Origin of the sequence: Microbacterium sp. K41, assembly GCF_004794395.1 — a bacterium.
In the GTDB taxonomy this organism is placed as follows: domain Bacteria; phylum Actinomycetota; class Actinomycetes; order Actinomycetales; family Microbacteriaceae; genus Microbacterium; species Microbacterium sufflavum.
In genome coordinates this window covers 1-21882 of record NZ_SSDO01000073.1, presented here as the reverse complement: position 1 = coordinate 21882, position 21882 = coordinate 1, and the positions used below count along the sequence as shown (strand labels likewise).

The window sequence follows — 21882 nt, the reverse complement described above, 5'->3', positions numbered from 1 at the left end:
TCCATGCCCGAGAATCGCCCCTCGACCATCGCGAACCGCTCATCCATCCGCGCATCCGATGCCGCAAACCGCGAATCCATCCGCGTGACGAGCCAGCCGAAGCCGCTTGCCATCGCGACGATGATCGTCACCGTCGACCCCAGGATGGTGATCACTTCCATCGACACGAACATCTCCCCAGTCTCACTCGCGTTCCCGCCGCTGTCACGACCCTACGGTGCAGCATTCCGCCGTTCGCGCCGCGGCCACGCGATCCGGGGAGCACGCGTGAGACTGCACACCCGTGCAGCAGGACCGGGCGGGCGTCCGCGGACCCATAGGCTGGAGAGATGGCCCCCTCCCCTTACACCTGCGTGCTCTGGGACGTCGACGGCACGATCGTCGACGCCTCGGTCGGCATCCTCCGTCGGCTGCACGTCGCCCTCACGCACTTCGGCCGTCCCGCCCCGACGCGGGAGGAACTGGTGCACTGGATCGGGCCGCCCATGTTCCAGTCGTTCCAGGACCAGGCCGGCATGACGCCCGCGGAGTCCGCCGAGGCCGTGGCGTTCTACCGCACGCTGGGCAAGGCCGACGGTTACACCACGGACGTGCGCACGTATCCCGGTGTCGCCGAGCTCATCCACGACCTGCATGCCGCGGGAGTGCCGCAGGCGACCGCGAGCTCCAAGCCGGAGAACCAGGTCGATGCGCTGGTCGACCACTTCGGTCTCCGGCCCGCCTTCCTCACGACCGTCGGCGCGACTCCGGACGAGGCGACGCTCGCGTCGAAGACCGACATCGTCGCCGAAGCCCTGCGCCGCCTGGGCGCGCTCGGCGTCGACACGTCACGCCCCGTCCTCGTCGGCGACCGCCATCACGATGTCGAGGGCGGCAAGGCCAACGGCGTCCCCGTGATCTTCGTCGAGTGGGGCTTCAGCGACCCGCACGAGGGAGACGACGCGGCGTTCCGCGTCGCCTCGGTCGACGAACTGCGGGCCCGGCTGCTCGGCTGAGCCCGTCACCACTAACGCAGAAAACGGAACTCCCCGTCGAAAGGACGCTCGAGTGCGTTCTTCAGACGGGGAGTCCCGGTGTCGTCCGCGTCAGAGCGGGCGGATGTTCTCTGCCTGCAGGCCCTTCGGACCCTGCGCCACATCGAACTCGACTCGCTGGTTCTCGTCGAGAGACCGGTAGCCGGATGACTGGATGGCGGAGTAGTGCGCGAAGACGTCAGCGCCTCCGTCGTCGGGGGAGATGAAGCCGAAGCCCTTCTCCGAGTTGAACCACTTGACCGTGCCCTGGGTGCTCATGTACTGCCTGTTCTGCTGATCTAGAAGCCGACGCAGGGGTGCACCGACATCGCTAACGCTAGTGGAGGCGACCCCGGCGGCAATAGGAGAGGCAAGAAGGTAATCCAAATGTTGCATGAGCGTCATGCGACCAGCGCGGCGGGGCTCTCGATCCGCTCCCGGAAAATGGTGTGGCCCTCACCGCGGGGGGAGCGATGAGGGCCGAAGACGACCGGAGGGTGCGTCAGAGACAGCCTAACCCCTTGCGGACCTCCTTGTCCCCCTTTTGGGGGACAAATCCGAAAATCGGTGGGAGAATGAACGAGAGCGGCCCCCTCGAGTAGCCCATTGGGGACTGAACTACTCGAGAGGGCCCAATCGCATACACGGATCGTCGTGCCCCTGGGGTGGGCCGTCCGTCTCCTGGGGAGAGACGGAGACGATCAATCCCCTGTGCATGCACCTTCACCATAGGGGAGGACGACCGTTCCCGCCACGGATCCTCGCCGCCGGTAGCCTGAGGCGGTGACGATGCTGAACAAGGACATGACGCTGTGCATCTCGCTGTCCGCGCGACCCAGCAACAACGGAACCCGCTTCCACAACCACCTCTACGAGGCACTGGGGCTCAACTGGATCTACAAGGCCTTCGCGCCGACCGATCTGGCCCAGGCGATCACCGGTGTCCGCGGACTCGGCATCCGCGGATGCGCGATCTCCATGCCCTATAAGGAGGATGTCATCGCCCTCGTCGATCGGATGGACGCCTCCGCGCGCGCGATCGACTCCGTCAACACCATCGTGAACGACGACGGGGTACTGACCGCCTACAACACCGACTACTCGGCGATCGCGACCCTGATCGCCCGCAACGGCATCGACCCGCGGTCGTCTGTGCTGCTGCGGGGTTCGGGCGGCATGGCGAAGGCGACCGCTGCGGCCTTCCGCGACGGGGGCTTCACCGACCTCACGATCGTCGCCCGCAACGAAGCCCGCGGGCGTGCCCTCGCGGACCAGTACGGCTTCGACTGGCGTCCGGATCTCAGCGACGCGACAGCGGACGTGCTCGTCAACGTCACGCCGATCGGCATGGCGGGCGGGGCCGAGGAGCACGCGCTCTCGTTCAGCGAGCAGGCGATCGCGGCATCGACGGTGGTGTTCGATGTGGTCGCGCTGCCGGCGGAGACCCCCGTGGTGGCTGCGGGGCGTGCGGCGGGCGCCACGGTCATCACCGGTGCCGAGGTCGCGACCCTCCAGGCGCTCGAGCAGTTCGTGCTCTACACCGGTGTGCGTCCGACGCCGGCCCAGGTCCAGGCCGCCGAAGACTATATGCGATCCGGGGCATGAATCCCCGCGCAACCGATCACCCGGCACGCCCTTCGGCCAGATAGGCCAGCCGATGCAGCGTCTCGGCGTTGCGCCACCGCAGGATCGGGGCGGTCAGGAAGCGGGGGAGCAGGGTCGCGGGGCCCTTCACGGGTTCCTCGTCGATACGCACCTGGCAGCCGGTCGCCGTCGACCTCGCCCGCAGGGTGACCTGCGCCTCGCCGACCGGCCAGCCGCGCGCACGCAGCACCGCCCGGTGCGGCGGATGCCACTGCAGCAGTTCGGTCGTATCGTCGAGCAGCGCGGGCCACACGCCGACCGAATGGTGCAGCTGCGCGCCCGGAGCGGGCCAGGCCGCGTCGACATCGCGCATGCGCGACGCTCCGACGACCCAGGCGGGGTACAGCCAGCCGTCCGCCAGCACACGGAACACGTCCTCGGTGGTGCACGCCAGGTCTCGGGTGTTCGTCGCCATGGTTCCTCCGTTCCGCCGCCAGTGTGACGGGCGCGCACACCGCCTGCACAGGCGCTTGACAAGCGTCGTCCCCTCACCGCTAGCACAGTCCACCGCCGAACGCTCCCCCCCTGGAGGACCGGTCCCAGCGCTGCGAGGGTCGGGTCATGCTCCACAGACTCACCGGCCGGATCTCGCACGGCGTCGAGACGATCGTGCGCGACGACTCCCCGTTCCTCCTGACCCGCGGCTACGACTTCGGAGCCCGCATCTGGCGGCGTGCACGACCGGGCGCCCGGTCTGCCCCGATGCGCCTGCTCGGCGACGAGGCCGCCCTCGTCCGCGGCGCCGAGGGCATCGACCTGTTCTACGACGAGAGTCGCATCGCCCGGCGCGGCGCGATGCCCGCGATCGTGCAGGAGACGCTGTTCGGGCACGGCTCCGTGCACAGCCTCGACGGCGACGCCCACCGTCACCGCAAAGCGACGTTCGTCGCGGTCGCCTACGAGGACGAGCAGGTCGCGCGGCTCACGCCCTGGCTCGAGCGGGAGTGGGCGCGGGAGCGCGACGCCTGGCTCGACGGCGGCACCCGCAGCGCCTATGACGCGGCCGTCGGGGCGTTCGGACGCGCGATCATGGGCTGGGCGGGCCTTCCGGGGACGCCCGCCGCGAAGACGCGCTGGGCCGCTCGGCTGGCCCAGATCGTCGACGGGTTCGGCGCGCCGTACTCGCCCGCCTACCTCGCCGCGACCGCGAACCGGATGTGGTCCGACCGGCACGCTCAGCGCCTCATCGAGGCCGTCCGCGCCGGAACGCTCGCGGCTCCCGAGGGCACCGCGCTCGCGCTGTGGGCCGCGCACCGCAGCGCCGACGGCACCCTGCTTCCCGCCAGGACCGCGGGCATCGAACTGCAGAACAGCATCCGGCCGATGATCGCCGCCGCCCGGTTCGTGGCGTTCGCGGCGAAGCAACTCCACGACCACCCGGAGTGGCGCGCCCGCATCGCGGCCGAGACCGCGGAACGGCAGGCTCTCGTGGGCGGCGCTCTCGCCACCCGGTTCGCGCAGGAGGTGCGGCGCACGGGACTGTTCGTGCCGATGCTCCCGGGGCGTGCGCTCACCGACATCGAGATCGACGGCGTGCGGGTGCCGAAGGGCGGTCGCGTGGTGCTCGACATCCTCGGCACCGACACCGACAAGCAGTCGTGGGCGCACGCGCACCGCTTCGCCCCGGAGCGCTTCACCGACGTGACTGACCACGAAGAGGTGAAGACGTTCATCCCGCAGGGCGGGGCCGACGTCGCCTCGGGACACCGCTGCCCCGGCGAGAAGCTCGTGGTCGCGGGACTCACGGCTGCGATCGCGGTGCTCAGCGACCCGCGGCTGCGCGTGCTCGACGAGGGCCTCGCGGTGAACCGACGACGGCTGCCCACCAAGCCCGCGTCCGGCGGACGGGTGCGCGCGGCCGGCTCCGGCCGCGGCTGCCCCTTCCACTGAGCGCGGGATCGCATGCGCCACGGCACCTGTCAACCGGGTGTTCACACCGGCCGGCGACGCGGAGGCTGGGACGACCACAGTCGACCGGAGCAGAGGACATCATGAAGGCACTGACCTGGCAGGGCAAGCGCACGGTGACGGTCGAGGAGGTCCCCGACCCGCAGATCCAGCAGCCGGAGGACGCGATCATCCGCATCACCTCATCGGCGATCTGCGGCTCCGACCTGCATCTGTACGAGCTGCTCGGTCCATTCCTGGATCGCGGCGACATCCTCGGGCACGAGCCCATGGGTGTGGTGGTCGAGGTGGGCGCGAACGTCACCTCGCTGCAGCCCGGAGACCGCGTCGTCATCCCGTTCAACATCGCGTGCGGGGAGTGCTTCTTCTGCCGTCGCGGCCTGCAGTCGCAGTGCGAGACCACACAGGTGCGCGAGTACGGCAGCGGAGCAGCCCTGTTCGGCTACACCAAGCTCTACGGCCAGGTGCCGGGCGGACAGGCGGAGTACCTGCGGGTGCCGCTTGCGGACTACAACCACATCAAGGTCGCGCCCGACCTTCCCGACGAGCGCTACCTGTTCCTCAGCGACATCCTCCCCACCGCGTGGCAGGGCGTGGAGTACGCGCAGGTGCCGGAAGGCGGCACCCTCGCCGTGATGGGCCTCGGCCCGGTCGGGCAGTTCGTCGCCAGGGTGGGCCGTCACCGCGGGCACCGCGTCATCGCCGTCGACCCGGTGCACGAGCGGCGGGCCATGGCCGAACGGCACGGCATCGAGACGCTCGACCTCACCGACACCGTCGTCGCCGAGATCCGCGACACCACCGAGGGCCGCGGGGCCGACTCCGTGGTCGACGCGGTGGGGCTCGAAGCCCACGGGAGCAGCGGCATCGAGTTCGTGCAGAAGGCCGTGGGCCTGCTGCCCGACCCCGCCGCGCGACAGCTGCTCGACAAGGCGGGGATCGACCGCCTCGCCGCGGTCTACGCCTCGATCGACGCGGTGCGACGGGGCGGGACCGTGTCGCTGAGCGGCGTCTATGCGGGTGACGCCGACATCCTGCCGATGAAGACGATGTTCGACAAGCAGGTCACGCTGCGGATGGGGCAGTGCAACGTCAAGAACTGGATCGACGACCTGCTGCCGCTCGTGGAGGACGCCGCCGATCCGCTCGGCGTGATGGACCTCACCACGCATCACGCCCCGCTCGACGACGCACCCGACCTCTACCGCACGTTCCAGCAGAAGGAGGACGGCTGCATCAAGGTCGTGCTGCATCCGTCCACGGTGTGACCGTGGGGTGATCAGTCCTCCGGTCGACGAGTGCCGATGCCGGGCTCGTCGTTGTGCTCGGACTCGTCCGGCACGGAGGCGTCGGATGACGGATCCACGCGGGCGGCCTGCCCGGCGCCCGCGTCGGCCCCCGCACCGCCCGCCGGCACGTTCTCGATGAGGTCGGTGTCGTCCCCGCCCCGCTCGGCGAGGTGCTCCGAGATCGGACCGGCACCGGGTCGGGTGGACCCGGCATCGGGGGACGGATACGTGGGGTCGGTGGGCTCCGCGCCGGACTCGACGCGATCCTCCTCCTCCGGCTGCATGCGCTCCGGATCGTTCAGGTGGCCCTCGTCGTGCGTCATGGCGTGCTCCTCTCGTCGGATGAGACGTCCAGGGTGCGCCGGTTGCCGCACGAGGGGAGGGCCGTTGACAGCACCTCGTCGCGCGGGTATCCGGCGCACCTCTCGGACGCGCATCCGCAGCGTCCGCCGCGATGCCGCCGTCCGGGGAGTCCTCAGCCCTTCGCGCCCTTGCGGGGCTTGAGGAACTCGTCTGGAGCGTTCTTGGCCTTCTTGGCGGCCCGCTTCTCCTTGAGTGAGAGCTGCGGGGCCTTCTTGCTCGCTCGACCCTGGGTGGACTTTCCGGACATGTGCGCTTCCCCTTTTCGTGGCTGGCGTAACCCCTGACCATACCCGGAACGGCATAGAAGTCAAATTTCCTGCTGAGCGGCAAAAAAAGCGTCGCTGTCGGCCGGTCGGGAACGGCGTCTCGCGAGGGAGCGGTCGGGGTGATGGCACGGCCGCCGGAAGCGATCGAGGCGCTAGCGTGTGCGCTCATGAGCGTCTACCGCGACCTGGGACTTCGACCGCTGATCAACGCGTGGGGCACGGTGACCGCGGTCGGCGGCTCGCTCCTGGCGCCCGAGGTGCTCGACGCGATGCGCGAGGCCGCCGGGGCCTACGTCGACCTGCACGCCCTGCAGGCTCGGGCGGGGGAACGCATCGCCGCCGCGCTCGATGTGGAGGCCGCCTGTGTCACCGCGGGAGCGGCCGCGGGGCTCACGGTCGCCACGGCCGCCGCGATGACCCGCGACCACCCGGAGCTGCGCGCCCGGCTACCGCGCGCCTCCGGACTGCCGGACGAGTGCCTGATGCTGCGCGGCCATCGCAACCGCTACGACACGGCGGTGGCGGTCGCGGGTGCCCGCGTGGTCGAGGTGGAGGACGCGACGGGGGCGAGCGTGGAGGAGCTGCGCCGTGCCCTCAGCGACCGGACCGCGCTCCTGCTGTGGATGGCGGAGGCCCGGTCGCTGCCCGGCTCGCCGCCGCTCGCGGAGGTCGCCGCGGTGCTGCACGAGCACGGCATCCCGCTGGTGGTGGACGCCGCCGCCGAGGTGCCGCCGCGGGCGCTGGTGCGGCAGATGCTCGACGAGGGTGCCGACCTCGTGGTGCTCAGCGGTGGCAAGGAGGTCCGTGGGCCGCAGTCGTCGGGGATGATCCTCGGTCGGCGCGAGCTGGTGGCCGCGTGCGCGGCCGTCGCCTATCCGCACCACGGTGTCGCCCGGGGGATGAAGACCGACAAGGAGACGATCGTGGGGCTGGTGGCGGCGGTCGAGCTGTTCGCTCGGCGGGATGAGGCCGCGGAGCAGGCAGCCCGGGAGCGGATGGTGTCGGAGCTGGTCGCGGGGCTCGCGGGGTGCGTGGATCTGCGCGTGCGGCGCCACGTGCTGGAGCGCCCCGGCATCCAGCCCGCCTCGATCCCGCGCGCCTACGTACGGCCGCTGCACGCGACGGCTGCGGCGGTTGCGGAGCGTCTGCGCTCCGGTGATCCCGAGGTCGCGGTGGGCGTGGACGGCGACGAGATCGCACTGAATCCGCAGTGCCTCACGCCGGAGCAGGTGCCGGTGGTGGTGCAGGCGGTCATCCGGGCGTGCGCCTTGGTGTCATGAATTTTCATTGACGGTCGTGCGTTCGTAGTTTAGTTTCGTCGTGAACAGGCCGCCCTCGACCGAGAGATGCTCATGCCCGCGCCGCGCGACCCCGCCCTGAGCCGCCTCGCCCACAGCCTGCTGTGGCCCGGATTCGCCGGACGCACCGCCCCCGACTGGCTCCGGCGAGCGCTCGACCACGGCCTCGCCGGCGTCGTGTACTTCGCGCAGAACCTCGATCCCGCCGACCCGGATCAGCCGCGCGCGCTCTCGGCGGAGATCCACGGACGACACCCCGGAGCGCTGATCGGCGTGGACGAGGAGGGCGGCATCGTCACCCGCCTGGAAGCGGCCGCGGGCTCATCGACGCCCGGCAACGCGGTGCTCGGCCGCCTCGACGACATCGACCTCACCGAGCGCGTCGCCGCCTGGACCGGGCGGCTCGTGGCCTCCGCGGGCATCGACGTCGACCTGGCGCCGACCGTCGACGTCAACGCCGACCCGCGCAACCCCGTGATCGGCGTCCGCTCGTTCGGCGCCGCCCCCGACGTCGTCGCCCGCCATGCCGCCGCGGCCGTCCGGGGGATCCAGTCCGCCGGGGTCGCCGCGTGCCCCAAGCACTTCCCCGGTCACGGCGACACCGTCACCGACTCGCACCTGGCGCCGGCGACCGCCGATGTGACGCTCGAACAGCTGCACGCCGTGCATCTGCCGCCGTTCCGCGCCGCGATCGAGGCGGGCGCGAAGACCCTCATGACGGCGCACATCCGCGTGCCCGCGCTCGGCGACGCACCGGCGACCCTCAACCCGACGAGCCTGCGCCTGGCCCGCGACCTGGGCTTCGACGGGGTGCTCATCACCGACGCGGTCGACATGGCGGCGATCCGCGGCACGGTCGGCTCGGGGCCCGGCGCGGTCGGGGCCCTCGCCGCGGGCGCAGACCTCGTGTGCATCGGCAACCCCGCCCTCAACCCGCAGGTCGGCGGCGAGCGCACCGACCAGGTCGAGTTCGAGGAGGTGCTGCACGCCGTGTACGAGGCGCTGCGGTCGGGCGCGTTGCCTGTCGCGCGCGCGGAGGAGGCGGCGGCGCGGCTCGCCGAGCTCTCGGCCTGGCGCCGCGACCACGGGGACGACGCCGAGCGCCCGGCGGCCTTCGAGGGCGCAGACCTCGTCGCCCGGGCGGCCACGGTGGTCGGTGATGTGCGCCTCGGCAGTGCGTCGGCGACGGTGGTCGACGCCCGTACGAAGCGCAGTGTCGCGGTGGGGGAGGCGTCGGACTTCTTCACCGTGGCGCTGCGCGAGCGGATGCCGGTGGAGCGCGTATCGCTCGCCGGACTCGATGCGACGGCGGCTGCCGCACGGGCGGCCGCGGTCGCCGCGGACCGGACGGGAAACGTGGTGCTGCTGGTGAATCAGCCGCAGAGCAGTCCGTTCGAGGCGGCCGTGCAGGAGGCGGTGCTCGCCGTGCGCCCCGACGCCGTGGTCGTGTATGCGGGGTGGCCCGCAGAGGGTGATGTGCGCGCGGGTCGGGCGGTGCTGGCGCTCGGGGCGTCGCGTGCGTCGGCGGTGTACGTCGCTCGGGTGTTGTCCGGAAGCGCCTGAGACGACACACCGCTCGGTATCCGTTGTTTTGAATGACTCAAAACAACGTGCTACGGTCGGAGGGAACCGGACGGCCAGACCGAGGCTCCCGCGCCGCACTCGACGGTGATCCGGGGAGCACCGCGGGCCGCAGAACCGCACGACCGCACAGGGGCGAGACCCCCGCTCCGGCGTGCGCGCCGCCAGGGGCCGCCGGCCCCTCCGCGCGAGCCTGCCCTCCGGACGAGAGAGGAACACGCATGAAAGAGTCACGACCCGCCCGCCCCGGCATCCGCTTCACCTCGATGCCGCACACCCTGGGACGCGGCGCCCGCGAGGACATCGTGTGGGAGGCGCTCGAGCGCATCGACGGCAAGCCGACCCCGGACGTCGGCACGATGCAGGCCGCGATGGGCAACGAGGCTGAGATCCGGCTCGTGCACGACACGGTGCGCGCGTACCTCGACGCCCGTGGCGTGCGGGACACGGCCGCCTGGGCTGCGCGCATCGGAGCGGCGGAGTGAGGCCGCTGGGCCCGCGCGCCGCCGGCGCAGCGGTGCTGCAGGTGCGCGGCGAGTACGCACTGCCGGTGACGCCGATGGATCTGCACACGACACCTCCGCGACCGAACGACGGCGGGATCGTGGTGCAACTGCGGTCGTCGGGTCTCGGCGGCAGCTCCTACGTGGTGGCTCCCGCCGGTGCTGTGCCGAGCGCGATCGTGCTGGAGTACGGCGACGGCCGGGAGCGGCACTGGCGTCGTGGACGCGGGAGCTCCGCTGATGTGGTGCCGTATGTGCTGGTGGACGACTCGGGCTCGACCGGGTACGTGACGGAGAACAGTTGCCTCAGGCAACAAAAGGCGTAGACTGAGGGCATGGCGAACGCCCAGAGCATCGCCGACATCCACGTCGCCCTCGTGAACGTGGTGTCGGCGTGGAGCGGCAGCGACGTGCAGGCCCAGGTGGCCGAGAGCGTCGGCGTCGCCCTCGACCCCACCGCCATCCGCGCGGTGTATCTGCTCGGGCTGCACGGGGGGGCGCTGGGGTTCGGTGCCCTCGCCGAGCACGCCTCGATGTCGCGCCCGACCACGTCGAAGCTCGTCGCCCGCATGGCCGCGCAGGGCGTGGTCGACCCGATCCGCACCGGCCGCACGGTCGAGGTGCGCCTCGCACCCGCCGGCGAGCAGGCCTACGCACGCCTGGTCGACGCCGGTCACCGCCTGGTGGCAGACGCCCTCGCCGGTTGGGACGCGGACGAGATCTCCGCGTTCCAGCACCAGCTCACGCGCTTCGTCTTCGCCCTCGCCGGCACGCCGTCGGCACCGTCCATCCAGGAGGAATCACCATGACCCGCACCTACGTCGTCACCGGCTCGGCATCCGGAATCGGAGCCGCCACCACCTCGCTGCTGCGCGCCCAGGGGCACACCGTCATCGGTGTGGACCTCGCCGGCGCCGAAGTGGCGGGCGACCTCTCCACGCACGACGGCCGCATCGCCGCCGCGGAAGCCGCGATCGAAGCCGCGGACGGCAGCATCGACGCCGTGATCGCGTGCGCCGGCATCGCCGCCCCCATCGCGAAGACCATGGCGATCAACTTCTTCGGCGTGACCGAGTTCCTGGAGGCCCTGCGCCCCACGCTCAGCCTGGCCGATACTCCGCGTGCGGCCGTGGTGTCGTCGATGGCGTCGCTGCAGCCGGTGTCCGCCGAGCTCGTGGACGCCGCCCTGGCCGGTGACGAGGCCCGCGCGCTGGAGATCGGCGACCGGCTCGCCGCGACCCCCGAGGGCGGGTTCCTCAACTACTCGTCGAGCAAGCGCGCGGTGTCGCGGTGGGTGCGCCGCGAGTCGGTGACGCCCGCGTGGGCCGGAGCCGGCATCCCCCTCAACGCCGTCGCCCCCGGCACCGTGATCACCGCTATGACCGCCGGTCTGCTCGGGTCGCCCGAGGGCCTGGCGCAGGTGGACGCCGCCGTGCCGATGCCGCTCAACTACCACCAGCCGGCGTCGTCCATCGCAGAACTGCTGGTGTGGCTGACCAGCCCGGCGAACACGCACATGGCCGGTCAGACGATCTACTGCGACGGCGGGGCCGACGCGGTGCTGCGCGGCGACGACATCTGGTCCTGGAACGACGCCCCGCAGAGCTGACGCGACACCGCCGGCGGGAGCCGCGGCCTGACCTAGACTGACCGCATGGGGGAGTTGTGGCGCCGGATGTCGCCGCGCTCCTGGGGTCGTCTGTTCTTCGGAGCGCAGGCCCTCGCCGGCGCCGCGTGGTGGATCGCGGTGTTCGTGTCGCCCGGCATCCGCACCGCGACCCTCGGCTCTCTCGACGCGCCGCTCGTCGCGCTGCTCGACATCCCGCTGTTCGTGCTCGGGTCGGCCCTCGCTGCGGCGGGACTGCGCGCCGCGGTGTGGTCGGCCACCGGCTGGACGACCCTGGTCGCGGCCGGCATGGCGCTGTACGCCACCGTCACGGGCGCGGCCGGATGGGGCGCGCTGCTCATGGCGGCCGCGGCGCTGGGGTCGATCGGCGCTGCCGTGCTCGTGCTCACCGGCCGGGTTCCGTCCGAGTGGCTGCTGCGGGGGCCGTTCCGGTTCCGGCTCGCGGCGACCGCCCGGCCCGTGGCGCATCTGTCCCGCACGGCCGTGCAGATCCTCGTGTTCTCCGCCGTGTTCCTGGTGGCCCTGCCCGCCGTGATCGTCGTCGCCGAGCATCGGTGGGGGCTGCACGTGCCGTTCCCCGTGGCCGTGCGCATCGCCGGTGCGGTGCTGTTCGCGCTCGCGTTCGCGCTGTCGATGTGGTCGGCCGCCTCCATGTCGGTGCAGGGCGAGGGCACACCCCTGCCCTCGGCGATGCCCCGGCGGCTGGTGGTCGCCGGGCCCTACCGCTTCGTGCGCAACCCGATGGCGGTCGGCGGCATCGCGCAGGGCGTGGCGGTCGGCCTGATGGCGGGCTCGTGGCTCGTGGTGCTGTACGCCCTGTGCGGGTCGCTGGTGTGGAACGCGCTCGTGCGACCACTGGAGGAAGCCGACCTGGAGGCGCGGTTCGGTGCCGACTTCCGCGCCTACCGCGACCGCGTGGCCTGCTGGATCCCGCGGCGTCCGCGCATCACCGTCTGACCGTTCGACGGCCGCCGCGTCGGTGGGTCGCGCGTGCACAGGTGCTGTTGCGGTTCCGCCGCTACCCTGGGAGTGTCCCCGGTCACCGGGGCGGCGGACGAGGGAGCAGTACCCGCACACGACGACTGACTCATGAGGGAGTCGTCATGTCCAGGGAGAGGCCGACCGGCGAGGAGCCGACCATGAGCCGACCGTCGATCAGGCAGCTGGTCACCCCCGTCGATGTGGTCCGCGTGGCGCTCGGCTGGGGTGCGTTCGGGGCGCTGCTGCTCGCCCACCCGTTGCTCGCACCACCCGTGCCTGGTCCGCTGCTGGTGATCGCGCTCGTGGGCATCGTCGCGGTGATCCTGGTGTGCGCGTTCGGCGTGGTGAAGCAGGCGGAGGCCCTCGCGCACCGCCTGGGCGACCCCTATGGCTCGCTCGTGCTCACCCTGTCGATCGTGCTGATCGAGGTGATCCTGATCTCCGCGGTCATGCTCGGTCCCGGCGAGCACGCCACGATCGCCCGCGACTCGGTGATGGCCGTGTCGATGATCATCCTGAACCTCGTGATCGGGCTCGCGCTGCTGCTGGGCGGGCTACGTCACCGCGGGATGGCGCACAACGGCACCGGCACGTCGTCGTACCTGGCGATGCTGGTGGTGCTCGTGGCGCTCGGGATCGCTCTGCCCGGGCTCATCGGCGACGACGGCGCGTACACGGTGGGGCAGGAGATCCCGATCATCGTGCTGACCCTCGCGCTGTACGCGTTCTTCCTGTTCCGGCAGATGGGCGCGCAGGCGGAGGACTTCACCGAGGTCGACGAGCGACTGCGGACAGCGGCTCGCGCGGAGGAGCCGCGCCCCGGCATCCGGCAGGTGCTCGCCGCGCATCGCACCGAGGTCGTGACGCGCCTGATCCTGCTCGTGGTCACGGTGGTGCCGATCGTGCTGCTGTCGCACGACATGGCCGCGCTGCTCGACGACGGTCTCGCCAGGGTCGGGGCGCCCGTGGCCCTCGCGGGGCTCCTCATCGCGGGCATCGTGTTCCTGCCCGAGTCGATCACGGCCGTGCGCGCCGCGCTGAACGGTGAGGCGCAACGCGTCACGAATCTGTGCCACGGCGCGCTCGTGTCGACCGTGGGGCTCACGATCCCCGCGGTGCTGGTGATCGGCATGCTCACGGGGCAGACGGTGGTGCTGGCCGAGTCCCCCGCGAACCTGCTGATGCTCGGCGTCACGCTGCTGCTGTCGGTCACGACCTTCTCCGCGAAGCGCGTGACAGCGATGCACGGCGCCGCACACCTCGCGACCTTCGCCGTATACGTCCTCATCCTGTTCAGCTGACGGGGGGGTCGCGGCCGGAAAGAAGTGTGTAAGGAACTCCCCGGAGCGGCAAGGCGCGGTCGGCGGTCGACGGGGACGGCGGCGACACCCGAGATTGGAGGGACACACCCCTTCCTCCACACCCGGACGGTCCGCATGAAGACGAAGCTCCTTGTCACCCTCGCCGCGACGGCGCTGCTCGTGGGGGGATCGCTCGCCCCCGCCCACGCCGACGAGAGTCTCCACCCGGATGTCGTCTACGCGCTCGAGCACGTCCCCGGGGGCGTCGTGGTGGACGCGTACACCGCGGAGTGGCCGGATCTCGGCATGCAACTCACCGTCCCGTCGCCATACCAGCGGGCCGTGGGCAGCTGTGCGACCGGACAGTACTGCGCCTACTCGGAGCCGAACCGCGGCGGAACGCGGTTGAGCTTCAGCGTCTGCTCGATCGTCAGCACCGCCGGCCTCAGCACCGTGCGCTCGATCGCCAACGCCCGCTCCTCCGGGACCGTCCAGGCCCGCAATGCCGCGAGCACGGTGCTGGCGTCGGCGGGCGCGGGGGTCACGGCGAACGTCGTCGGGGCGGTCACGAACCTCCGTTGCCTGTTCTGATCATGCCGCTACCCTGTTCACACCGGATCGCGGCGTGAGGGAGGGGCGCATGTTCCGCTTCACGTTCACGCACCCGCTCGCGCTCGCTGTCGCGGCGCCCGGTTCCGGCGACGCCGCCGGCTTCCTGCGCGTGGCGCCCGGCCGCGTTCGGCCGACGTCGCGCGCGGCCGAGCACGACGGCGCCGGCACGAAGGCGGTGGTGTACCGACAGCTGTTCGACCAGTACTGGCCCCGCATCCACCGCCACCTGGAGTGCTTCATCGACGACGCCGAGGAGGTCGAGGAGCTCACGGCCGAGGTGTTCCTGATCGCCTGGCGCAAACTCGACCCCGCGAGCCCCATGGGATTGCGGTGGTTCCTGCGCACCGCCGACAACAAGCTGCGCGATCGCAGCCGGCGTGCGCGGTCCCGCGACAGGGCCATCGACGCGCTCACGCGCGGGCTCGGCAACCCGGCCGAGCCGCTCGACCCGATGGAGGCACTGGCGCTGCGGCGCGCCCTCCGGTCGCTGAGCGCCAGGGAGCGGCAGGTCGTGGTGCTCACGTACTGGGACGAGCTCAGCGCCGGTGAGGTGGCCGAGGCGCTGCACACCAGCCCCGGAGCCGTGTGGACCACCCTGACGCGGGCACGCACCAAGCTGCGCGCCCAGCTCGAGACGGGACGGGCGCGATGAACATCTCCGACACCGAGCTCGACCGCCTGTTCCGTGCGGCGAACCCGGCGCCGCGGACGACCGACGACAGCGGCCTCACCGCGGCCGAGATCGCGATCCGCGAGGGCATCATCCGCGGCGACTACCGCCCGCAGAGGCGCCGCCGCCGCCCGGCCCTGGTGTGGGCCGGAGTGGTCACGGCGACAGCGGCCGTCGCGGCTGCCACGGTCGTCGCGGTGTCGGTGCTGGTGCCCACGCAACCCGCGGTGGCGCTCACCCCGCCCGCCCTGCACTACACGGCAGCCGGTACCGCGGCGGAGGTGTTCGCCGACGCGGAGCGCACCCTGATGGTCGACGCCGCGGTCGCGCAGGCCCCGGTCGTGCACTCGGTGTCGTGGAACTGGAGCGTCGACCTGGCGGACGAGCACGTCGAGGTCGTGCCCCAGGAGATCACCCTGGAGTGGGGTCCCGGTCAGCCGACCGTCTCGACCATCGTCGCGGGGGAGCCGTACTGGCCCGACGGCGAGCGTCCGGATGGCATCGCCGCGAGCCCGTACGCGCCCGGCGAGCTCATCGACACCGTGGCCCTGTCACCGGAGGAGTTCGCTCTGCCGACCGCGGTCGCCGGACTCTCCGGAAGCTCGCGCGCCGAGCTCGACGCGGCCCTCGGTGCATTCGGGGCCACGTCGGCGTCGTCGTCCGGGGAGCTGCTGGCCGCGATCACCGGCTTGCTGCAGTACTGGACGCTGACGGACGCCCAGCACGCGGCGCTGCTGGAGCTGCTCGACGAGGCAGGGGGCGTGACCGTGCGGGGCGAGACGACCGACCGCCTGGGGCGCGACGTGATCGGCGTGCAGGTGTCCTCGGTGGTGCCCGAGCGGGTGGAGACCGCGTTCATCTCCGTCGAGTCGGGCCGGATCGTCGGTGTGGAGAGCGAGCTCGTGGCGCCGCTGGAGGGTCTGCCGGCCGGCGTGGTGTCGTACACGATGTGGGATGCCGCGCGCTGAGAGGCGGCCGTCGCGACCCTCCGGAGAAGCCGTGTAAGGAACACGGCACTCGTGCAAAAGGGCTTCCCGTGCACGCCCCGATCCGCGCGCACACTGAAAGCTCGCGGTAAGGACATCGGCGCTCGCGCAAAGCCCGATCCGCAGCGATGAAGACTGACACCGCAGTTCTTCCATCGATTGTGAAAGGCACGATATGACTCGTTCATCCACCACCCGCCGCGCGGGAATGGGCCGCAGAGTCGCGGCTCTCGTCTTCTCCGCCGTGGCTGCCGCCTCGGCCATGCTCATGGTCGCCCCGGCCGCGAGCGCCGCCCCGTCCGACTACTGCGGACGCGGCAAAGCCTGTCTGTGGGACGACGCCAGCTACAACACGAACGGCAACTACGCCGCGCTGCACTGGTTCGAGTACTTCTCGAACCCGATGGACGGCTACGTGTACGCCGGCACGGGCATCGGCGTGAAGGACACGGCCGACTCCTGGTACAACAACGGCCGCACGTCGACGGCGTGCTTCTACGACCGCGCCAACTATCAGGGCGCCAGCTGGTGCATCGCCCCGCTGTCGCCCTCCGGTCAGGGCGACGGCAACATCGAGAACAACTCGGGCCTCGTGTACGGCGTCACGTGGGATCCCGCGTCGGCGAAGTTCATCTGACCCCTCACCCCTGGAGCGTTCACCCGTGTCGAAACACCTTCGTCTCGGCGGCGCGATGCTGGTGGCGGCTGCGACTCTCGCAGCCGCCACCGGCTGCGTCTCCGACACCCCCGCCGCCGAACAGACGCCGACGGGCAGCGTGGAGAAGAACATCTCCGCGTGGACGCTGCCGCTGGACCCCTACGTCCTGACCGACAAGATGCTCAAGAAGGCCGCCTACGCGGGTGCGCTCGTGATCGCCGAATGCCTGGAGGAGAAGGGCACGCCGCTGCCGGTGCCGTACGTCGACTTCGACAGCGCCTACGAGGGCCGCGAGACCACGCGTTCCGCGCTGACCGAGGAGGTCGCGAGCACGTACGGATACCACCTCCCGCAGGAGGCGCTGCCCCTCGAGGTGCTGCCGTGGGAGGCGTATCGCACCGCCGACCTCGATGCGGCGACCGCCGCGGTGAGCGACGAGTGCTCGGCCGAGCTGCAGGGGCGGATCCCCGGGTACTCCTCCGACATGATGAACTTCTCCTCCATGTTCGTCGGGTCGGCGTTCGAGGGCGCCCTGGCCGACCCGGCCGTGAGGGAAGCGGCCGATCGGTGGAACGAGTGCATGGTGCCCCTCGGTGTGGAGGATCTTCCCGCCCTTCCGATCGACATGCCGTCCGACTCGGTGCGGCAACGGTTCACCACGAGCCCCCTCAGCGGAGACGACCCGAGCACGGGCGACATCACGCGTGAGGAGGTGCGGCTCGCGCTGGAGGATGTGGATTGCCGGGAGTCGTCGGGCTTCCAGCAGGCGTTCTACGACGCGCTGTGGGAGCGGGAGGCCGCGTCGTACGAGCAGAACGCGGAGGCCTTCGAGTCGCTGCGGGCGAAGGTCGCCACGGTGTCGGCGGAGATCGACGCGACGATCGCCGAGCTCGCGACGGCGGAGTGACGGCCGGATGGTGAAGGAGGCCGCCGTCCCCCGCCGGTCACGTCGCGTCGTCCTGATCACGGCGTCCGTGCTGGTTGCCGGTGCCCTGTTCGCCGGCGGATGGGCGGCGGCGCTCGTCTTCCGGTCTCCCGCGCAGATCGACGCGGCCGCTCAGCCCCCCGATCCCTCCCTCATCACCGCGACGGTGGTCCGCGGTCAGCTCGCCGATGTGATCAACGCCCAGGGCACCGTCGCCAACGTCGATGAGATCTCCACCGCGGTGCCGACGCCGGACGGCGGCGGGAGCGTGACGCTGTCTCCCGTCACACCGGGGCAGCAGGCCTCGGCGGGGACGCTGCTGCTGGAGGTGAACAACCAACCCCTGTTCGCGATGCCCGGGTCGTTCCCCTTCTTCCGCGACATGAAGACGGGCGACACGGGGCGCGACGTCCTCCAGCTGCAGAACGGCCTGATCGCGGCGGGCTATGCGCTCACGGCGGACGGTGCGTTCGGACGCGCGACCGCGGAGGCGGTGGCCGGACTGTTCCGGGCGAACGGCTACGCGGTGCCCCTGGTCGACCCGGCGGCGGATGCCACGGACGGCGATGCCGCTCCGGTGGTCCCGGCGACGCCGGCTCCTCCGTCCACGAAGGTGGTGTCGGCGCCCGCTGCCGCGTTTCTGGTGGTGCCGCAGCTTCCAGCCGCGGTGCTGGCGATCCCGGCGACCGGCGCGCTGCCCGAGAAGGCGGCCGTGGTGACGTCGTCCGGAGAGACCGTGGTCAAGGCGACGGTCGTCCCGGCGGTCGCCGCTCAACTCGAGGAGGGGATGTCGGCCACGATGCTCGCGGGCTCGACCACGGTCGCGCTCACGCTGCTGCGCATCGTCGAGGTCGAGAACGAGGACGGCGAGAGCTCGTTCGAAGTGCTGTTCGCGTACACCGACGCGAGCCAGCGCCCGCAGCAGGCCGGAGCAGAGGGGCTCGTCAGCATCACGCGGGAGATCGTGGCGGAGGAGTCGCTGCTCGTGCCGTCCCGCGCCGTCCTGTCGCGCGGGGAGAGCCGCTACGTGCTCGTCGCGAGGGAGGGCGGGTTCGTCGAGGTCGCGGTCTCTGAGCGGGGGGCTCTGGACGGCACGAGTGCGGTGACGGCGGTCGACGACGGCGAGCTCGACGCGGGCGACGAAGTGCGGGTGCAGTAGTGCCGACGCTGTCGCTCGACCGCGTCTCGCGGGTGTTCCCGACGACGCCGCCGGTCGTGGCGCTCGACGGGGTGGACGTCGTCTTCGCGCAGGGCGAGTACGTGGCCGTGGAGGGCGAGTCCGGCGGGGGGAAGTCGACGCTGCTGGGAATCGTCGGACTCCTGGACCGTCCGTCGTCCGGCCGCTACCTGATCGACGGGGACGATGTGGCGGGGCTCTCCGATCGTGCTGCTGCCGCGGCCCGATCGGACCTGCTCGGCTACATCTTCCAGAGCTTCCATCTGCTCGACCGGCGCACCGTGGTCGAGAACGTCGAGCTGCCGCTGCACTATCGGGCCGTGGACCGCGACGAGCGGCGTGGGCTCGCGCTGCGCGCGCTGCAGGATGTCGGGCTCGGGGAGTTCGCGCAGAGCCGTCCCGGCGTGCTGTCGGGCGGGCAGCGGCAGCGGGTGGCGATCGCGCGGGCGATGGCGGCGCGGACACCGATCCTCCTGGCGGACGAGCCGACGGGAAACCTGGACTCGGAGAACAGTGGCGCGGTGCTCGAGCTGTTCGACGAGGTGCGGCGGTCGGGCACGACCCTGATCGTGGTGACGCATTCCGCTGTGGTCGCCGAGCGGGCGGACCGGCGGGTGCGGGTGGCGGACGGGCGGGTGGTGTCCGATGGGTCGCGGCGTGCACCCGTGGGGGAGGACGGCGCACGCCGCCACCCGCCCGTCAGCGGACCGCATCCCCCGGGCCGCGCCTCGACCGTGCGGTTCGGCGACCTCGTTCGCGACGCCTGGCGCAACGTGACGAGTCGCCCTGGTCGCACCCTGGCCCTGGTCGCCGCCCTCGCGGTCCCCCTGGCACTCGCACTGACGACACTGGGGCTGGCGTCGTCCGCGAGCGTGCAGGTGTCGAGCGATTTCGACACCGTCGCCGCACGGGAGGTCGCGGTGCAGGCGCCGGGCGACGGGGTGTCGCCCACGCTGACGACGTCGCTCGACGCTGCGGCGACCGAGCTCACGGAGTTGAACGGGGTCACCTCGGCCGCTGTCGTGGAAGACTCCGGCACCCACGCGGTGCGGGTGGGTGCGCCGCGGCCTGAGGTCGAGACGGGGGTGTTCGCGGCGGCCGGTGATCCGGTCGCCGCGCTGCGGCTCGAGGTCGACTGGGCGGAGGGGGCGGACGCCCTCGGTCCCGGCGAGGTGCTGGTGGGCACGCACCTCGCGGCGAACCTGGGCCTCGGCCCGGTCGAGCGGGCGCCCACCGTGAGCATCGACGGGGAGATGTTCGTGGTGGCCGGGGTCGTGTCGTCGTCGCCACGGCGCACGGATCTGCTGGGCAAGGCGATGATCCTCGCGGCGGCCGACGCGGCACCCCCCGTCGGCTCGGTGTCGGGCTACCTCGTGACGCGCGCGGGTGCTGCCGGCCAGGTCGCGGCGGAGGCCCCGGTGGCGTTGGATGCGTTCCGGCCGGAGCGCTTCGACGTGTCGCAGCCGCCGGCGCCGAGTGCGACCCGCGAGAAGGTGGAGGCCAGCGTCGGCATGAGTCTGGCGGTGCTCACGGCCGTGGCACTGGTCGGCGGCGTGCTGTCGATCGTGCTGGCGACGGTGAGCTCGGTCGCGGAGCGGCGCGCGGAGATCGGACTGCGGCGAGCGCTGGGGGCCAGACGGCTGCACGTGAGTGCGATGCTGGTGGCGGAGTCGATGCTGCTCGGCGTGCTCGGCGGGCTGGTGGGGGTGGTCCTGGGGATGTCGGCGATCCTGGCCGTCACGCTGGCGCGGCAGTGGACGCCGGTGTTCGACGTGCGACTCGCGCTCCTCGCCTTGGGCGGCGGTGTCGCGATCGCCTGTCTGGGCGCGATCGCCGGGGCCGTGCGAGCCGGGGCGGTCCTTCCGAACGCGGCCCTGCGCTCGTGACCGCGACTCACCGGATGGAGGGGGTACGACGAAGGCCGGCACCCGTCCCGGGTCCGGCCTTCTGTCTCGCTGTGCGCGAGGGGGGACTTGAACCCCCACGTCCATACGGACACTGGCACCTGAAGCCAGCGCGTCTACCATTCCGCCACTCGCGCGAGTGTCTCGTTCCGAAGAACTCAACTTCCCGAGGATATCACGCGTTTTCGGTCGCGTTGCACACGCCCCGGGGGGCCGCGGCGGCGTTCCCCCAGGTCACCTGGCTACGATGTCCCTACCGGTCGGCATGCCAGAGGAGCCCAGTGGGACTACTTGACAGCTTTGAGAAGGGTCTCGAGCGCGCAGTGAACAGCGCGTTCGCGAAGACCTTCCGCAGCGGCATACAGCCGGTGGAGATCGCCTCGGCTCTGCGCCGCGAGGCCGACACGAAGGCCGCGGTCGTCAGCCGCGACCGCATCCTCACCCCCAACAACTACGTGGTGCGGTTGAGCCCCGACGACGCCGACCGCATGCGTGGTCTCGGCGGCGCCCTCACCGACGAGCTGCACGCACTGCTCACGACGCACGCGAAGTCCCAGGGCTACAGCTTCGCCGGGCCGCTGTCGCTCACGCTCGAAGCCGACGAGAAGGTCGCGACGGGCACGGTGCGCGTCAACTCCGGCACGGTCGAGGGCCGCGTGGACTGGCAGGCCGTGGTCGACGTCGACGGCCGCCGCCACGCGCTCACCCGGGCTCGCACGGTGATCGGCCGAGGGTCTGACGCCGACATCACGATCGCCGACGCGGGCTCGAGCCGCAAGCACGCGGAGATCCTGTGGGACGGCGAGCGCGCCATGCTCCGCGACATGGGATCCACGAACGGCACGAAGGTGAACGGCCAGAAGCTGCGCGAGGCCGCGCTGCCCTCCGACACCACGATCACGATCGGCCGCACCGACCTGGTGTTCCGCATCGTCCCCGTCGCCGCCCCCTCGCGCCCCCCGCGCCCGGGCGACGACGCGACCAGGGCGTTCGGAGCCTTCTGATGAGTGAACTCGTCCTGCTCCTGCTCCGCATCGGCTTCCTCGTCCTGCTGTGGTTCTTCGTGTTCGGTGTCGTGTACTCCTTGCGCGCCGACCTGTTCGGGGTCAAGGCGCGCAAGCTGCCCGCCGAGGCCGCCGCCGGCGCTCCGGTCGCCGCCGCGCCGGCGGCGGCCTC

Annotated in this window: 24 protein-coding genes, 1 tRNA gene and 1 pseudogene; 21 read left to right on the top strand and 5 right to left on the bottom strand. The window is 71.6% G+C overall.

The features are described 5' to 3' along the window. The first annotated feature begins 329 nt into the window (after positions 1 to 329). The gene (locus DW309_RS01335; RefSeq protein WP_136044322.1) at positions 330 to 995 is read left to right on the top strand and encodes an HAD hydrolase-like protein; all 666 of its coding nucleotides are present in this window, start codon (positions 330 to 332) and stop codon (positions 993 to 995) included. A 90-nt stretch (positions 996 to 1085) separates the two neighbouring features. On the opposite strand, the gene DW309_RS01330 is transcribed toward DW309_RS01335, so the two are convergent. Next, complete coding sequence (locus tag DW309_RS01330) at positions 1086 to 1292, bottom strand: cold-shock protein (protein WP_136034351.1); 207 nt, start codon at positions 1290 to 1292, stop codon at positions 1086 to 1088. A 504-nt stretch (positions 1293 to 1796) separates the two neighbouring features. Here DW309_RS01330 and DW309_RS01325 point away from each other — a divergent pair. Next, positions 1797 to 2618 carry a shikimate 5-dehydrogenase gene (locus tag DW309_RS01325; RefSeq protein WP_205812578.1) on the top strand — a complete coding sequence of 274 codons (822 nt, stop codon included), beginning with the start codon at positions 1797 to 1799 and terminating at the stop codon, positions 2616 to 2618. A gap of 16 nt (positions 2619 to 2634) precedes the next feature. On the opposite strand, the gene DW309_RS01320 is transcribed toward DW309_RS01325, so the two are convergent. After that, positions 2635 to 3072, bottom strand: a complete 438-nt coding sequence (locus DW309_RS01320; protein WP_136036882.1) for an SRPBCC family protein — start codon at positions 3070 to 3072, stop codon at positions 2635 to 2637. Between the two features lie 146 nt (positions 3073 to 3218). On the opposite strand from DW309_RS01320, the gene DW309_RS01315 reads away from it, so the two are divergent. Next, complete coding sequence (locus DW309_RS01315; RefSeq protein WP_136044321.1) at positions 3219 to 4547, top strand: cytochrome P450; 1329 nt, start codon at positions 3219 to 3221, stop codon at positions 4545 to 4547. Between the two features lie 101 nt (positions 4548 to 4648). After that, positions 4649 to 5833, top strand: a complete 1185-nt coding sequence (locus DW309_RS01310) for a zinc-dependent alcohol dehydrogenase (protein WP_136044320.1) — start codon at positions 4649 to 4651, stop codon at positions 5831 to 5833. 11 nt (positions 5834 to 5844) lie between these two features. Here DW309_RS01310 and DW309_RS01305 read toward each other — a convergent pair whose 3' ends face one another. Then, positions 5845 to 6177, bottom strand: a complete 333-nt coding sequence (locus DW309_RS01305) for a hypothetical protein (protein WP_136044319.1) — start codon at positions 6175 to 6177, stop codon at positions 5845 to 5847. 152 nt (positions 6178 to 6329) lie between these two features. Further along, on the bottom strand, positions 6330 to 6464 hold the full coding sequence (locus DW309_RS20095; RefSeq protein WP_275089379.1) for a hypothetical protein: 135 nt from the start codon (positions 6462 to 6464) through the stop codon (positions 6330 to 6332). Between the two features lie 186 nt (positions 6465 to 6650). Between DW309_RS20095 and DW309_RS01300 the strand changes: the two genes are divergently transcribed. The 15 genes from DW309_RS01300 to DW309_RS01235 all read left to right on the top strand — a co-directional run bounded on the left by DW309_RS01300 (position 6651) and on the right by DW309_RS01235 (position 20688). Further along, a complete protein-coding gene (locus DW309_RS01300; RefSeq protein ID WP_168387130.1) occupies positions 6651 to 7763 on the top strand; it encodes an aminotransferase class V-fold PLP-dependent enzyme in 1113 nt (370 codons plus the stop codon). A 72-nt stretch (positions 7764 to 7835) separates the two neighbouring features. After that, a complete protein-coding gene (locus DW309_RS01295; protein WP_168387129.1) occupies positions 7836 to 9344 on the top strand; it encodes a glycoside hydrolase family 3 N-terminal domain-containing protein in 1509 nt (502 codons plus the stop codon). Between the two features lie 239 nt (positions 9345 to 9583). After that, positions 9584 to 9847, top strand: coding sequence for a hypothetical protein (locus tag DW309_RS01290; protein ID WP_136044316.1), 264 nt, complete (start codon positions 9584 to 9586; stop codon positions 9845 to 9847). Further along, positions 9844 to 10191, top strand: a complete 348-nt coding sequence (locus tag DW309_RS01285; protein WP_136044315.1) for a hypothetical protein — start codon at positions 9844 to 9846, stop codon at positions 10189 to 10191. Before DW309_RS01290 ends, DW309_RS01285 begins: the two co-directional genes overlap by 4 nt. A gap of 9 nt (positions 10192 to 10200) precedes the next feature. Next, a complete protein-coding gene (locus tag DW309_RS01280) occupies positions 10201 to 10674 on the top strand; it encodes a MarR family winged helix-turn-helix transcriptional regulator (protein ID WP_136044314.1) in 474 nt (157 codons plus the stop codon). Then, positions 10671 to 11474: an SDR family oxidoreductase gene (locus DW309_RS01275; protein ID WP_136044313.1), complete on the top strand. Its 804-nt coding sequence runs from the start codon at positions 10671 to 10673 to the stop codon at positions 11472 to 11474. The genes DW309_RS01280 and DW309_RS01275 overlap by 4 nt, the downstream gene beginning before the upstream one ends. Before the next feature lie 45 nt (positions 11475 to 11519). Continuing rightward, positions 11520 to 12449: a methyltransferase family protein gene (locus DW309_RS01270; protein ID WP_240753085.1), complete on the top strand. Its 930-nt coding sequence runs from the start codon at positions 11520 to 11522 to the stop codon at positions 12447 to 12449. A 182-nt stretch (positions 12450 to 12631) separates the two neighbouring features. Next, positions 12632 to 13774: a calcium:cation antiporter gene (locus DW309_RS01265; protein WP_136044312.1), complete on the top strand. Its 1143-nt coding sequence runs from the start codon at positions 12632 to 12634 to the stop codon at positions 13772 to 13774. 135 nt (positions 13775 to 13909) lie between these two features. Continuing rightward, positions 13910 to 14365, top strand: coding sequence for a peptidase inhibitor family I36 protein (locus tag DW309_RS01260; protein WP_136044311.1), 456 nt, complete (start codon positions 13910 to 13912; stop codon positions 14363 to 14365). A gap of 49 nt (positions 14366 to 14414) precedes the next feature. Beyond that, positions 14415 to 15038, top strand: coding sequence for an RNA polymerase sigma factor (locus DW309_RS01255; RefSeq protein ID WP_136044310.1), 624 nt, complete (start codon positions 14415 to 14417; stop codon positions 15036 to 15038). After that, a complete protein-coding gene (locus DW309_RS01250; RefSeq protein WP_136035613.1) occupies positions 15035 to 16024 on the top strand; it encodes a hypothetical protein in 990 nt (329 codons plus the stop codon). The genes DW309_RS01255 and DW309_RS01250 overlap by 4 nt, the downstream gene beginning before the upstream one ends. A gap of 193 nt (positions 16025 to 16217) precedes the next feature. After that, complete coding sequence (locus DW309_RS01245; protein ID WP_136044309.1) at positions 16218 to 16679, top strand: peptidase inhibitor family I36 protein; 462 nt, start codon at positions 16218 to 16220, stop codon at positions 16677 to 16679. Between the two features lie 25 nt (positions 16680 to 16704). Next, positions 16705 to 17607 (top strand): hypothetical protein, encoded by a 903-nt coding sequence (locus DW309_RS19205; RefSeq protein ID WP_168387128.1) that lies wholly within the window; start codon positions 16705 to 16707, stop codon positions 17605 to 17607. A gap of 7 nt (positions 17608 to 17614) precedes the next feature. Continuing rightward, the gene (locus DW309_RS01240; protein ID WP_168387127.1) at positions 17615 to 18784 is read left to right on the top strand and encodes a peptidoglycan-binding domain-containing protein; all 1170 of its coding nucleotides are present in this window, start codon (positions 17615 to 17617) and stop codon (positions 18782 to 18784) included. Next, positions 18784 to 20688, top strand: a complete 1905-nt coding sequence (locus DW309_RS01235; RefSeq protein ID WP_136044307.1) for an ABC transporter ATP-binding protein/permease — start codon at positions 18784 to 18786, stop codon at positions 20686 to 20688. Before DW309_RS01240 ends, DW309_RS01235 begins: the two co-directional genes overlap by 1 nt. 72 nt (positions 20689 to 20760) lie before the next feature. Here DW309_RS01235 and DW309_RS01230 read toward each other — a convergent pair. Continuing rightward, positions 20761 to 20843 (bottom strand) — tRNA-Leu (locus DW309_RS01230). 144 nt (positions 20844 to 20987) lie between these two features. On the opposite strand from DW309_RS01230, the gene DW309_RS19200 reads away from it, so the two are divergent. Together DW309_RS19200 and DW309_RS19930 are read left to right on the top strand one after the other, a co-directional pair. Beyond that, positions 20988 to 21710: an FHA domain-containing protein gene (locus tag DW309_RS19200; RefSeq protein ID WP_136035625.1), complete on the top strand. Its 723-nt coding sequence runs from the start codon at positions 20988 to 20990 to the stop codon at positions 21708 to 21710. Continuing rightward, positions 21710 to 21882: pseudogene (locus DW309_RS19930) on the top strand (FHA domain-containing protein FhaB/FipA); the annotation flags it as partial. The gene DW309_RS19200 and the pseudogene DW309_RS19930, both read left to right, overlap by 1 nt.